This is a genomic window from Cellulomonas sp. NPDC058312, from assembly GCF_042880135.1.
GTDB lineage: Bacteria > Actinomycetota > Actinomycetes > Actinomycetales > Cellulomonadaceae > Cellulomonas.
In genome coordinates this window covers 79,153-92,148 of the sequence record NZ_JBHVZE010000001.1, presented here as the reverse complement: position 1 = coordinate 92,148, position 12,996 = coordinate 79,153, and the positions used below count along the sequence as shown (strand labels likewise).

The following is a 12,996-nucleotide window of genomic DNA, read 5'->3' as shown; positions in this document are numbered from 1 at the left end:
GGCGCATCGCAGGTCTTGCCTGATCGGGTCAGTCACAATCCTGGGGGACGACGCCATTCCTACCCGCGGCCACGCCCGGGCGTCAAGGCGGACCCCGCCCGCCCGACGACCCGCTCCAGAACTGGCCTTGACAGGCCCCGCCCGGCACCCCTAGGTTCTGCGCCAGTCGCCGTGACATCGGCGACCGCGCAGGACCGGGATTGTTACTGGCGACAGGCAAAACCCGAGTCGTGGACGAGCAGGGCATTCACGCCCCGCCTCCGCCGACTCGGGTTTTTTTGTTGCCCGGGGACACCTTCCAGCCGGCGTGGACACGGGTTCGAGGAGGAATCGTGGCATCCGCCAGCAAGTACCAGACCATCGCCGACGACGTCCTGCGCGGCGTCGGCGGCGCGGACAACGTCGCGTCGGTGACGCACTGCGCGACCCGGCTGCGGTTCCGGCTCAAGGACCGGGACCTGGCCGACCGGCCCGCCGTCGAGGCGACCCCGGGCGTCATCACCGTCGTCGAGGCCGGCGGGCAGTTCCAGGTCGTCATCGGCAACACCGTCGCCGACGTCTACCAGGCGATCGACGCCCGCGGCGTGGCCACCGAGGCCGCCGCCTCGTCCGGCGGGTTCCTCGCCCGGGCGATCGACCTCATCACCAGCATCTTCACGCCGTTCCTGTGGGTGCTCGCCGGCACCGGCCTGCTCAAGGCGCTGCTCGCCGTCGTCGTGAAGGCCTCCCCCGAGTGGGCGGCCACGTCGTCCTACGCGATCCTGTTCTCCGCCGCGGACGCCGTGTTCCAGTTCCTGCCGATCCTGCTCGCGATCACCGCCGCGAAGAAGTTCAAGGCGAACGTGTACGTGTCCGTCGCGATCGCGTGCGCGCTGCTGTACTCGTCGACCATCGCGGTCATCCCCGGACCCGACGGCGCCACCGTCACGCTGAACGCCTTCGCGTCCGGCGGCGGCGAGCTGACGTTCTTCGGCATCCCGGTCGTCATGATCAGCTACCTGTCGGCGGTCATCCCGACGATCCTCGCCGTCTACGCCCAGTCCCAGGTCGAGCGGCTGCTCACCCGCGTGCTCCCGGAGACGCTGCGCAACTTCCTCAACCCGATGCTGACGATCCTCGTCATCGTCCCGCTGACGTTCCTGGCGATCGGTCCTGTCTCCGACCTGGTCGGCCGCGGCCTGTCCTCCGGCGTCAACTGGCTGTGGGACCTGAGCCCCGCCGCGGGCGGCGCGATCATGGGCGCCCTGTGGCAGGTGTTCGTCATCTTCGGCGTCCACTGGGGCCTCGTCCCGGTGATGCTCCAGGACATCGTCAGCCAGGGCTACTCCCCGCTGATGGGCGCGCTGTTCCCCGCCGTGCTCGCGCAGTCCGGTGCCGCCGCCGCGGTTTTCCTCAAGACCCGCAACCGCGACCTCAAGGGCGTCGCCGGCCCCGCGACCGTCTCGGCGTTCCTCGCCGGCGTCACCGAGCCCGCGATCTACGGCGTGACTCTGCGCCTGAAGAAGCCGTTCATCTACGCGTGCATCGGTGGCGCCGTGGGCGGCGCGATCGCCGCGGCCGGCGGCTCTGCGGCGGAGGGGTTCATCCTGCCCGGCGCGATCACGCTGACCTCGACGATCGGCATCGGCAGCTTCGGGATGCAGCTGCTCGGCAGCGGCCTGGCGATCGCGATCGCGTTCGTGCTCACCCTCGTGCTCGGGTTCACGGACATCCCGAACCCGCCCGCCTCGACCGCCCCCGCGCGGCCCACGCCCGCGCCCGCCGAGGACACCGCCCCCGTCTCGTCGGGCGGCACGGCGACGCTCACCGCGACCCGTGTGCTCGAGGTCCTGGCCCCCGTCGCCGGCACCGTCGTCCCGCTCGCGGCCGTCCCCGACGCGGTGTTCTCCTCCGGCGCGCTCGGCGCCGGTGCGGCCGTCGTCCCCAGCGACGGCCGGGTCGTCGCCCCCGTCGACGCCGAGGTCGTGACCGTCCTCCCGCACGCCTACGGCCTGCGGACCGGCACCGGCGTCGAGCTGCTGATCCACGTCGGCATCGACACCGTGCAGATGGGCGGCGCCGGGTTCAGCCCCGCCGTCGCCACCGGCGCGCAGGTCCGGGCCGGCGACCTGCTCGCCGACGTCGACCTCGCCGCCGTCCGCGCCGCCGGGCACGACACCAGCACGGTCGTCGTGGTCACCGGCGGGGCCGACCCCGCCGAGGTCCGGACCGCCGCCGAGGGCCACGTCGGCGCCGGTGACGCGCTGCTGCGGGTGACGATCTGAGTCTCGACGCCCGCAGGCAGACCTGGTAGGACGAACAAGGACGCCGCCGCCCCGGACCCGGTCCGGGGCGGCGGCACACCCGGGCGCCGACGCCCGGGACGGCAGAGGAGCACACGCGTGCGGGTGACCAAGGTGTTCAACAACAACGTCCTGCTGGCGGCCGACGACGCCGGCACGGAGGTCGTGCTGATGGGCAAGGGCCTGGCGTTCCAGGTCCGCCCCGGCGACGCCGTGCGCGAGGACGTCGTCGAACGGACCTTCGTCGCCGGCGGCAGCACCACCCCCGAGCGGATCGTCGCCCTCGTCGACGAGATCCCCGCCGAGGACATCGACCTCACCGAGCGGATCGTCACCGCCGCCCGCGAGCGCCTCGGCCCGCACATCACCGGCCACGTCGTCGTGCCGCTCGCCGACCACATCTCGTTCGCGCTCCAGCGGGCCCGCCAGGACGTGCAGATCACCTACCCGCTGCAGTGGGAGGTCCTGCACCTCTACCCCCGCGAGGTCGCGTTCGCCCGCGAGGCCCTGACGATGGTCCGCGACGCCACCGGCGTCGACCTGCCCGCGCTCGAGGCCGTCCCGCTCGCGCTGCACTTCGTCAACGCGCAGTTCGGCGCCGGCGAGCTGTCCCGGACCGTCGAGATGACCGAGGTGTTCGGGGCCGTCCTCGGCATCGTGCGGACCCGGCTCGGCATCGAGGTCGACGAGGAGTCCATCGACGTCGCCCGGTTCATCACCCACCTGCGGTACCTGTTCGTCCGCCAGCAGCAGGGCGTCGCCCCGCCCGACATGCAGGGCGTGCTGCTCGACGCGGTGCGCGGGGCCAACCCCGCCGCGCACGCCGCAGCCGTCGCGATCCAGGAGCTGCTGAGCGAGCGGTACGCGTGGACGGTCACCGGCGACGAGGTCCTGTACCTGACGCTGCACGTGTCCCGGCTCGCCGGCGCGGTGGGGGCGTCGTGAGCACCGACGCGGAGCTCGGCGCCGAGCTGCTCGTGCTGGTCGGCGGGGCCGGGAACGTCGAGGCGGTCACGGCGTGCGCGTCGCGGCTGCGGTTCGTGCTGCGGGACCACGGGGTCGTGGACACCGACGGGGTGCGCGGCGTGGGCGACGTGGTGATGGTGGTGACGCAGGGCGGGCAGCTGCAGGTGGTGCTCGGGGCGCGGGCGATCCCGGTGAGCCGGGTGGTGCGGGGGCTGGTCGGGGGGTGAGGTGCGGGATCAGGCGAGGCCGTACCGGCGGTCGTACTCCGCAAGCACCTCGTCGTCCGTCAGCCCCTCGGTCCAGGACTTCTCCGGCGGACGCAGGGCCACCGAGCCGTGGCCACGGATGGCGGCGAGCTGTCCCACCTTTTCCACGAACAGCGCCCGTGCGTCGTCAGCGGACTCGGACCGCAGGAGCACACGCTTCTTGCCGATGTCGGAGTAGCGCACCTCGTAGGCCCCGTCGGGGCGACCGAGGTCGTAGTGCTCGCTGCTGAGGTCGACCGGAAAGCCCACGACGTGGAAGTCGAGGCCCTCGACGCAGCCGGACGCGAGGCACTCAGCCCTGGCGCTCGCCAGCGTCTCGGTCACGCCGGTGCCGGTCTGGGTCAACCCGTATCGCCGCTTGTACTCGACGAGGTACTGCTCGTCGTCGAGTCCGTCGGCCCACGACGTCTCCGGCGGCATGCTCGTCGCCGGGCCGCGGCCCCGTCCCTGCGCCAGCACCGCCACCTTCGCCACGAAGGCCGTGCGCGCGTCGTGCGCCGACGCGCTCCGCGCGAGGACTCGGGACCGGCCCATGTCGCTGTACACGATCTCGTAGAACCCGCCCGCGTGCCGGAGGTCGAGATACTCACTGCTCACCCGCGTCGCGAATCCCTCGACGTGGAAGTCGAGGCCCTCGATGCAGCCCGACGCGAGGCACTCGGCCCTGGCGCTCGCCAGCGTCTCGGCGACCGTCACGTCGCCGTCCGGCCGCGCGGCCGGATCCGTCGGGAGCACCGTCCGCCGACCCACGGAGGCGAGGTACCCCCGGATGTCCGGGCCGAGGTCGCACCACCACGGCGACGCGGGGTCGATCCGGACCCGGCTCCCGCCGCCGCCGACCCCCAGACGACGCGCGACCGGGACCCACGTCAGCGTCGTCGGGTCGCGGCCGTCCGCCTGGGCGGCGTCGACACCGCTGTACAGGACCAGGTCACCGGCGTCCTCGGCGTCCCCGCTCACGCTCAGGACGTCGTGGTGCAGCATCGCGAGCCCAAAGAGCACGTCACCCAGGAGGCCGGCGCGGTAGTCCTGGAGCAGCCGGCGCACCGTCGTCCCGGCGATCCAGCGGTCGTAGTCGCGCCACCGCCCCCGCGCGTCGGCGTCCGCCTCGCTGATCGGGGTGGCCAGGCGGTCGCCCTCCAGCCACAGGGTGCTGCACCGCGAGCAGCGCCACAGCCGGGTCCAGGTCGCGGCGTCGTCGACGATCAGCGGCTCGTGCTCGTGGCGCTGGGCCAGGGCGGTGCAGTGCGCGCACGGGGTCGGGGGTGTCACGGGGACATCCTCGCGGGTGCCCGAGCCCCCGCGTGCTGCGAGGCGGCTCGCCGGAGGACGATGCGGTCCACCTACTCGCCGACGATCAGCAGGACGACGCGGTCGCCGCCGTCCTCCAGGTACACGGTCGTGCTCCAGCCGCCGGACGCGAACGCGTCGTCGAGGGCCGTCCCGGTCAGCAGCACGCCGTCCGGCATCGCCTCGGCGAGGCCACCGATGACGTCGGGCCGTTCAGCCGCCGGGTGGAGCTCCCAGGAGGTCCGCAGCGCGTCGGCGCTGCCGGCCGGCAACTCGACCACGGCGTCGATCCAGTAGAGCGACGGCCCGGGGGCCCGCTCGTCCCCGAGCGTGCCGCTCATCCAGGTCGCCGACGGCGCCCCCGTGAGCGACGGGATCCGGTCCGTGAGCGGGGTGAGGTCGTGGCGGACCTCGCCGGTGCCTGCCTTCGCCGGTGATGCGGTCGACACGGTGCTCCCCGTGGGTGTCGGGCCGGCCGAGCCGGAGCCGGGCACGCAGGCCGTCATGCTCGCACTGAGAACGGCCAGCGCGACGACCGCCCGCAGGCGGCGCGTGAACTCCCCTGGCATCTGCCACCCCCGCCGCGAGCCTAGTGGAGGACGTGCGGACGTCCGTGCGACACGGGCTTCTCAGGACAGCCCGTACCGACGCTTGTACTCCGCCATGGCCTCCTCGTCCGTCAGCCCGACGACCCACGACTTCTCGGGCGGCCGAGCTGCCGCGGAGCCGTGACCTCGATCGGCGGCGAGCACCCCGACCTCGTCGACGAACGCCGTCCGCGCCTCGTCAGCGGAGGCGGTACGCGTGAGCACGCGCCGTTCCCCCGTGTCGCAGTACCGGACCTCGTAGGCCCCGTCGGCATGGCCCAGCTCGCAGTACTCGCTGCTCAGGCTGGCCGGAAACCCCTCGACGTGGAAATCGAGGCCCTCCAGGAACCCCTTCGAGAGACATTCCGTCCTGGCCAGCCGCAGCGTCTCGGCGATCTGCGGGTCAGTCATCGATCACCTCTCCCGGATGCGGGGCTCGAGCGTCTCTGTGTCGGACGGGGCCCGGCTGATCGTCTGCGGTTCCGTCCTCGCGAGAAGCCGGGAAGGCCGTGCCCTTCGGGGTCGGTGCGCTCATCGGAGATGCCTCAGGCCTCGGAGTCGAGCGACATTCCCCACCACAGCCCGCCGACGACCACCCCGACGACGAGGAGCGCCCACCCGGCGGCGAGGAGCTGCAGCTGCGGCGTGGGGTTCGCCCGCCACCTGCGTTCGGCCGCGCCGAACGGGATGGTCACACCCCACCCGAGGACCAGCGCCGCTCCGGCGACGAGCCGGTGCATCCCCCCGCCGACGGCGACCAGCACGCCGATGAGGAGCAGGGGGCTCGCCGCGACCGGCCAGAGCCAGCGGCTCGACAGCAGAGACCTCACGGGTCCGTCCTCCGGGTGACTGGTCGCGGCTGGGTGCTCGGGCGACGATATCGTCGCCGGCACCGGGGCTGTCCCGGTTCCGGTCGCGGCTCACCACGGCGGGCCACGAGCTCGGCGCGGCTGCCGACAGGTACCGCGACACCGACGGGACGACCGCCGCCGCGATGGGCTCACGACGAGCGTGCTGACTCCGCCCTCCGACGCCGACCCTCTTCCCGATGCCGTCCATCGGACGCCGCATCCGGTCAGGCTCCGAGGCCGTCCGGCGCAGCCATGCACGGGGACACCAGGTCCAGGCCCACCTTGGAGACGCGCCCCTCGTCGACCTCGAGATCGCCGCCGATCGTCAACGCGTACCCGTCCCGTTCCAGGACGACCACATGATCCGGATCGGCAGGAGCCGTCACCGTCGCCCAGCCGTCCGCCTGCATCGCCTCCACGACCGGAGCGAGCAGAGAGAACGTCTCCTGCTGCGGCTCGACCACCAACGACCGGCGGGCGATCCACTGGACGTTCGACGGACCGTCGGCGGGAGGGACGAGGTTGTCGCAGTCGCTCCAGTGCTGGTAGCCCGATGATCCCGCAGGCTCGAGGGCGAACTCCGAGTCCGGGTACGTCCGCACGAACTCGGCGACGACCTGGTCGGCGACCGACTCGACCTGCGACGCTGCAGCGTCTGAGGCTGCCTGACGCTCCCCCTGGCTCGGGCCGGCCGAGCAGGCGGTGACGAGCAGGAGCGCGCACACGCCGGGGACAGCTCGCGGGCGATGGAGGCGTGTCACGGGACGTCCTTCGTCGGCCTTCCGGCACCACAGATCAGGTCTCACCTACTCGTGCAGCAGACCCATGCTGTGAACCCCCCTGTGACGTGACGATGGCCCAGACCCTAGAGGTTTCACCCGGTAGCTCGGCGCACTTGTCTGGACGTCACCCGTCGACCCGTGGGGTTTCACCCGAACGGCCGCCGGATGCCCGGCACGCCGATAGCGTCCCATGCATGACAGCCCCTGGCGAGAAGTCGGCTCGCACACCCCGCTGGCACGCCGCGCTGGTCGCGGAGGAGCTGCCACCGTCCAGCGGTCCCGTCGCAGCTCTGGTGAACGCCGACGGCCGGACGTGGGCTTGGATCCCCGACTCAGGCCGCCTTCGGCCCCTCCCTCGCATCGGATCGCCCTCAGACGCTGCCATCGCCGTCGCTGAGCCAGGAGGCCACGCAGTGCTCACCGAGGCTGAGGCGCTGCGGTCGGACGCCGCGATCCCGATGCTGGAGCGCCGATACTGCGAGGGTATCTACCGGATCGACCTACGCGATCTGAAGCCCGCGCGCCTCGCGTTCGAGCCGCGCGGCGGCTGGGAATGGCGGCACGAGCTCGCGACCTCGCCAGACGCCACGGTGGTCGTCGTCGCTGAGCAGTGGCGGCCTGATGAGTTCTACGCAGTCGGCGATCAGTTCGGACCCGATCGCTTCCTCGATCGGCAGCGTGCCACCGCCAATATTCCGGTGCACGTCACGCTCCATCTGGTGGACACCTCGAGAGACGCCTCGAGGTCCGTACTGACGGCACGTGCATCGATGCCGAAGTCGTCAGACGACCGCCCCATCCAATGGGCTCCCGACGGCTCGCTCATCGCTGTCTCGCTCATGTCGAAAGCGCCGGGCGTTCCCACAACGCTGATTCTCGACCCCACGACCGGCGACATCCGGCACACGATCGAAGGCGCACAGCTACTCGGCTCTCTCGCATGGCACCGTTACGGTGACCGCCTACTTCTCGACCGTCAAGGACGGATCGTCGAGCACCGTCTCAGCCACGGCGAAGAACGTCCGCTCCCGCCGCTGCCCGGCGCAGGATCGTCTACCCGGAGGCCGACACCTCCGGGTAGTGGCAGCCACAGAGTCCTCGGTTACGCAGATGAGGAACACCTGCTCTCGGTCACCCATCGCGGATCGGTGATGACGCTCTGCAGCATCAGTCCGACGTCCGCAGAGGTCCAGCCCCTTGCTCGTTGGGCCGGGTCTACGGACATGTATCCGTACATGACAGCTATGCCACCCGAGTTCTGGTCGTGAAACTCCGACGCGATCGCTCAGGCACACCGGTGTCTTAGCGCAAACCGTTTTCGAACTGGTCAGGCGCAAAGGCTCACGTCCACCGCTTGATCGCCGCGGTCGCGTGGTGATCCGCAGCCTCCGACAACCGCAGCCCCACGATGTCCAGCCGCCGCAGCACCTCCCGCCGCCGCAGCGTCGACGCGGTGAGCGGCTCCGCCAGCAGCGCCGCCATCGCCGACCCGGTCCGCCGGAGCAGGGCGGCCATCCAGCTCGCCGTGCTGCTGTCCTTGCTGCTCGTCGTCCCGTGGGTCGCGGTGAACGTGACCCAGGGCTTCGAGCCACGCAGCCTCGTGCTGCTGGTCTTCCTGATCGGACGAGCGGCCCTGGTGCTGTGGGGGCGGCGCAGGCTCCAGCACCGCCCCGCGACCCTCGGGTCCGTCGCGTTCGTCGTGACCGACGACGAGATCCGGTTCGAGCCGCATCCCTCGGCGAACTCCGCTCTGGTGTCGGCGCCCGCGGAGGTCTGGCCGACGGCAGGCACCGACGCGCAGGTGCGCCGCGGGTCGGCGCTGGTGGGTGCGCGCCTGGTGCTGCGTGCGCCGGGCAGGCGACGCCGGGTCTACCTGACCGACCAGCTGGACACCTCGGCGACGTCGATCTACATGCGGCTCGAGAACAGCTGAGCGCACGTGCGGCACCGCCCAGCCGTCGGTCGCTCGCCCGTACCCCGCGGGTAACCGACTCGCTGATGGCACCCTGGGCGAGGCAGCGGAGAAAGGAGGCCGGAGTGGTCACGACCGAACGGTGGACCGCCCTCCTGGGCGAGCTCGTCGAGAGCCGGATGGCCCTCGCACAGGCCGCCCCGGCGATCTACCCGATGACGTTCCCCGGTGCCCGGCCGACCGCTGACGCCATCCGCGCGGCGGAGGGCCGCCTCGGCTTCGCGCTCGACGCCCAGCACGCCGCCCTGCTCGGTCGAGCCGACGGGTGGGTCGGCGCCTTCGGCATGGGAGACCTGCTCTCGACCGCCGACCTCGGGGCGGGTCCACGCTGGTCGCTCGCCAACGACGCCCTGGACGACCTCTACCTCGCCGCGCCCGCGGGGACCTACCCGCCGCGCGATCAGGTGTATCCCGTGCACACGTCCACCCGGGACGTCTTCGTGGTCTGGGCCGCAGGACCGCCGACCGACGGCGGTCACCCGGTGCTCTGGATCGGGAACGGACTCGTCGACCAGTGGGCGAACGTCAGCGAGTTCTGCCGCGGGATCGTGCGGTTGAACGAGGTCGCGATCGAGTCGCTGGGCTCGATGTCCGCGGCTAGCGAGGTGCGCGGGGACCGACTCGTCGGCCGCTCGCCGACCGAGCGGTGGCGGTCGCTCAGGGCGTTCCTGTCTGCCGGCAGCACCAGGTGACCGAGCTCGTCGCGCAGCAGCTCCGCCCGGGGCAGGGACCCGCCGGACCGCTCGGCGCCCCGGCGCACCTGCGCGTGCTCTCGCCGTTCGGCGACGTGTTCGCGGCGTGGTCGCTCGCGCACCACGGCACCGTGACCTGGGGCGACGGCGTGCCGACGGTGACGATCCTCGACGTCGTCGGCCGGGAGCGCACGGGCGCACCGCAGACCACCACCGGGTTCGAGGCGTTCCCGTGGCACGGTTTCGCCCTGACCCTCGGGTCGGAGCGGGGCGTGGTGGACCAGCCCGCCCTGCGCCGACCGCTGCTCGGTCTGCCCCGCAGCCTGACGCGGGCGGGCAAGGTCGTCAGCGCCCGCGTCGGCACCGGCGAGGAGCCGCCGCGGTCCCGCTCCGAGGCCACCGGCGTCGAGCCGGGTGCCGGGCCCGGCACGGAGTGGACGATGGCGGCGACCGGACGACGCGGCGTGGTGTTTCGGCGCGACGGCTCGCCCGTCGTGACGCTGGTGCCGCGCCTGCGGTTCCGCCTGCAGCCGAGGGCCGACGCGCGGGACCTCGCGGTCGCCGTGGCGCTCGAGACCACGGTGTCCGCGCACGTGTTCGTGCTCTGAGCCGTGGCGTTCCTGACCGCGGCGGATGGCACCATCGTGCGAGGAGACGGGGATCGGAGTCCAGGATGATCGACCGCCGCCGGTGGGGAATCACGATCGGCCAGATGCTGCAGGCGCGCATCGCAGCGGGCGACGTCGCACCGCGAGTGCGTCCGATGCCCGCACCCGGGCCGCACGCATCCGACGAGGAGATCGCCAGGGCCGAGCACCGGCTCGGGTTCGAGCTCGATCCTCAGCATGCCGCCTTGCTGCGTGAGATCGATGGGTGGGGCGACGTCTTCGGCAACGGCGACCTGCTCACGACAGCCGACCTGGGGGCCGGTCCGCGATGGTCCGCAGCTCAGCAGCTGCTCGACGTCATGTACGAGGACGGGCCGTTCGAGTCGTTCCCACCGCGAGACGCGGTTTACCCGTTCCACGTCTCCGATCTCGACGTGTTCGTGATCTGGCGTGGCGGACCCGCAACGGACCAGGGCTGCCCGGTCTACTGGCTGCACGGAGAGGTCGTTGACACGTGGTCCAACGTCTTCGGCTACTGCCTGGCAACGATCGCCCGCAACCAGATCTCGATCGACGAGGTGCGCGATCCCGCTGCCGAGCGCACCGCGCGTCGGCCTGCAGCACGGATCCAGGACGGCAGGGTCGTCCGCGGGACCTGGGACGGGAGACCGGAGTGACGAGCCAGACGCTGTCCTGGGGTGTGCTTGTCGGCGAGATGCTCATCCGCCGCACGGAGATCTCGCGGATCGCACCGGACCTCTTCCCCGAGACGCTGCCGGACGTCCGCGCGACCGACGGGGACCTCGCCGCAGCAGAGGAGCGCGTCGGCTTCACGCTCGACGCGCAGCACACGTCGCTGCTCCGCGAGGGCGACGGCTGGCCGGATGTCTTCGCCTACGGCGACATCCTCCCGGCGCGCGAGCTGGGTCGAGGCCCTCGGTGGAAGCGCGCGATGGCGATGATCGACGCCTCCTTCGAAGGCGGGGCCGTGTCGGGGTTCCCCCCCGCGCGACACGATCTACCCCATCCACGTGTGCGAACGCGCGGTCTTCGTGATCGACCGCGCCGGGCCGGCGACCGACGGCGGGCACCCCGTCTACTGGCTGTCGGACGAACTGCTCGGTCAGTGGCCGAACACGTACGAGTACTGGCTGGCGGGCCTGACCTTGCTAGACCGGCTTCGGTCGCGGCTCGAAGACGACAGCCGCTGATCGGGGCACGCCGGCTCCCTCGCCGAGGTCGACCCGCTGATCGCACCTTGGTGGGAGGCAGCAGGATGCGCTAAGGGCTGAGTGACCACGACCGAGCATTGGGTCGTCCTGATGCGCAGCTCGTCGTAGGTCGTGGCACCGCCCCTGCCGTCATCGCCGCGGTCCTGGGCGAGCCGCACGTCGATGTCTCCGGCGCGCGGCCGGTCTCCGATCGCTGTTGCCCACTCGTGCGCATCGGCTGTCACGCGCTCAGGTGCCGCGCGGGCCTACGTGCGATCCAGCGCGCGGGCGTTGGCTGCCGCCGCTACGCGTGCAAGTTCGGAGCGCCACCGTAGTGCAAAAGCACCTCGCGTCTTCGAGGCGTGGCAGTTGGGGCAAAGTGCGACCATGTTGAGCGGATGATCCGCACCACCCCTCGCCAGATCCCTGATGTGATCGACGTCGAGGATCGGCTCGCCCTGGCGGTTGGGCTCACCAGGCATGCCCGTGCATCGCGCGCTCTCGCACTGCCCGCCCGAACGGATCAACACGGCCCGCCTGGCTGCCGCACTACGCGCATAGTCGACGCGAGGAGCCCGCGAACCGCTTCGTCCTTGCCCGCGAGCCTCCACCCGCGCGAGCAACTCGGCGTAGGTGGGCTCTCGCGCCGCCTCCGGTCCCGATGGGTGGTTTTCGGTCGTCGCATCCGCTTCGTCGATGACGTTGACGATCGCCGCGGGCCACTGCTCGGACGCGGGTCCCGGTACTGCCTCGAGCATCCATTCCAGCTCGACTCGGGGGCGACCTTTCGCATCTCTGCCGTCGATCCATGTCCGCCCCAAGACCACGCACCACGTCAGGAAGGAGAAAGTGCCACCAACAGGTCGATACCAGAAGCGAACAGGCTCTCGAGCGGTCCGCGCGCGCTCCAAGTGCGCGTTACCCCGCTGAGTGAGCTCCTGAGGCCCGGACAGCCCCTCCCCCCGGTAGCCAAACGGAGCCACAAGCGTAGGCGGATCATCGTCGTACGGGCCGTCGGCATCCGAAAAAACGTTCACAGTCGAGTCACCGGGAAGGGTCACGATGCCGGCGACCTTATCGCCGCCGTACTGCTCGTAGAGCGACGTGCGACTCGCGTACGAGTCCCCCAGAACCGGAGGGCGCGCCTGTGCTCGGGTCACCACTTCGAACCCGAGGCGTCGCAAAACCTTGGCTGCTCCATCCACGCCGCCCGAGAAGTCCGCGGGGAGAAGGTCCCTGTGATCTGGGAACTGGCGGCGGTACGCAGCGGCAACCAAGGGCTTCGTGTCGATGAGGGCACCATCGACACGCAGGAAGTACTCACGACTCGGTGCAAATCCGTAGCGCTGGAGGAAACCCTCCCGCCCGAGCTCGGCAAACTCTTCAATGGCTCCGACGACCGCCCGGACGTCGTTGAGGAGAGACAGCCTGGTCACGCACGCGCCCCCGGGATCCGGTTCAGGTGCGGCCCTCTGAAACACCGCACACT

General features: G+C 71.4%; 16 protein-coding genes. 9 read left to right on the top strand and 7 right to left on the bottom strand.

The features are described 5' to 3' along the window. Positions 1–332 precede the first annotated feature (332 nt). The 3 genes from ACFVXN_RS00435 to ACFVXN_RS00425 all read left to right on the top strand — a co-directional run bounded on the left by ACFVXN_RS00435 (position 333) and on the right by ACFVXN_RS00425 (position 3,475). Complete coding sequence (locus ACFVXN_RS00435; protein ID WP_389225574.1) at positions 333–2,264, top strand: beta-glucoside-specific PTS transporter subunit IIABC; 1,932 nt, start codon at positions 333–335, stop codon at positions 2,262–2,264. Positions 2,265–2,381: 117 nt separating this feature from the next. Then, positions 2,382–3,227, top strand: coding sequence for a PRD domain-containing protein (locus ACFVXN_RS00430; protein ID WP_389225571.1), 846 nt, complete (start codon positions 2,382–2,384; stop codon positions 3,225–3,227). Further along, positions 3,224–3,475 (top strand): PTS transporter subunit EIIB, encoded by a 252-nt coding sequence (locus ACFVXN_RS00425; protein WP_389225568.1) that lies wholly within the window; start codon positions 3,224–3,226, stop codon positions 3,473–3,475. Before ACFVXN_RS00430 ends, ACFVXN_RS00425 begins: the two co-directional genes overlap by 4 nt. A 9-nt stretch (positions 3,476–3,484) precedes the next feature. Here ACFVXN_RS00425 and ACFVXN_RS00420 read toward each other — a convergent pair whose 3' ends face one another. The 5 genes from ACFVXN_RS00420 to ACFVXN_RS00400 form a co-directional block, all read right to left on the bottom strand. Further along, complete coding sequence (locus ACFVXN_RS00420) at positions 3,485–4,786, bottom strand: hypothetical protein (protein ID WP_389225565.1); 1,302 nt, start codon at positions 4,784–4,786, stop codon at positions 3,485–3,487. Between the two features lie 71 nt (positions 4,787–4,857). Continuing rightward, positions 4,858–5,373, bottom strand: a complete 516-nt coding sequence (locus ACFVXN_RS00415) for a hypothetical protein (RefSeq protein WP_389225562.1) — start codon at positions 5,371–5,373, stop codon at positions 4,858–4,860. A gap of 60 nt (positions 5,374–5,433) precedes the next feature. Beyond that, positions 5,434–5,802, bottom strand: coding sequence for a hypothetical protein (locus ACFVXN_RS00410; RefSeq protein ID WP_389225559.1), 369 nt, complete (start codon positions 5,800–5,802; stop codon positions 5,434–5,436). A gap of 134 nt (positions 5,803–5,936) precedes the next feature. Next, entirely contained in the window at positions 5,937–6,221 is a 285-nt protein-coding gene (locus ACFVXN_RS00405; RefSeq protein ID WP_389225556.1) for a hypothetical protein, read from the bottom strand. A 245-nt stretch (positions 6,222–6,466) separates the two neighbouring features. Continuing rightward, positions 6,467–6,967 (bottom strand): hypothetical protein, encoded by a 501-nt coding sequence (locus ACFVXN_RS00400; RefSeq protein WP_389225553.1) that lies wholly within the window; start codon positions 6,965–6,967, stop codon positions 6,467–6,469. Between the two features lie 470 nt (positions 6,968–7,437). On the opposite strand from ACFVXN_RS00400, the gene ACFVXN_RS00395 reads away from it, so the two are divergent. After that, a complete protein-coding gene (locus ACFVXN_RS00395) occupies positions 7,438–8,292 on the top strand; it encodes a hypothetical protein (RefSeq protein WP_389225550.1) in 855 nt (284 codons plus the stop codon). A 73-nt stretch (positions 8,293–8,365) separates the two neighbouring features. On the opposite strand, the gene ACFVXN_RS00390 is transcribed toward ACFVXN_RS00395, so the two are convergent. Next, complete coding sequence (locus tag ACFVXN_RS00390) at positions 8,366–8,539, bottom strand: hypothetical protein (protein WP_389225546.1); 174 nt, start codon at positions 8,537–8,539, stop codon at positions 8,366–8,368. A 10-nt stretch (positions 8,540–8,549) separates the two neighbouring features. Between ACFVXN_RS00390 and ACFVXN_RS00385 the strand changes: the two genes are divergently transcribed. The 5 genes from ACFVXN_RS00385 (at position 8,550) to ACFVXN_RS00365 (ending at position 11,507) form a co-directional block, all read left to right on the top strand. Continuing rightward, positions 8,550–8,957, top strand: coding sequence for a hypothetical protein (locus ACFVXN_RS00385; RefSeq protein WP_389225543.1), 408 nt, complete (start codon positions 8,550–8,552; stop codon positions 8,955–8,957). 104 nt (positions 8,958–9,061) lie between these two features. Next, positions 9,062–9,688 carry a hypothetical protein gene (locus tag ACFVXN_RS00380; protein WP_389225540.1) on the top strand — a complete coding sequence of 209 codons (627 nt, stop codon included), beginning with the start codon at positions 9,062–9,064 and terminating at the stop codon, positions 9,686–9,688. Further along, positions 9,685–10,296: a hypothetical protein gene (locus ACFVXN_RS00375; protein WP_389225538.1), complete on the top strand. Its 612-nt coding sequence runs from the start codon at positions 9,685–9,687 to the stop codon at positions 10,294–10,296. Before ACFVXN_RS00380 ends, ACFVXN_RS00375 begins: the two co-directional genes overlap by 4 nt. A 65-nt stretch (positions 10,297–10,361) precedes the next feature. Then, on the top strand, positions 10,362–10,973 hold the full coding sequence (locus ACFVXN_RS00370) for an SMI1/KNR4 family protein (RefSeq protein ID WP_389225536.1): 612 nt from the start codon (positions 10,362–10,364) through the stop codon (positions 10,971–10,973). 375 nt (positions 10,974–11,348) lie between these two features. Then, positions 11,349–11,507, top strand: coding sequence for a hypothetical protein (locus tag ACFVXN_RS00365; protein WP_389225533.1), 159 nt, complete (start codon positions 11,349–11,351; stop codon positions 11,505–11,507). Positions 11,508–11,773: 266 nt separating this feature from the next. Here ACFVXN_RS00365 and ACFVXN_RS00360 read toward each other — a convergent pair whose 3' ends face one another. Further along, the gene (locus ACFVXN_RS00360) at positions 11,774–12,943 is read right to left on the bottom strand and encodes an HNH endonuclease (RefSeq protein ID WP_389225530.1); all 1,170 of its coding nucleotides are present in this window, start codon (positions 12,941–12,943) and stop codon (positions 11,774–11,776) included. Positions 12,944–12,996 lie beyond the last annotated feature (53 nt).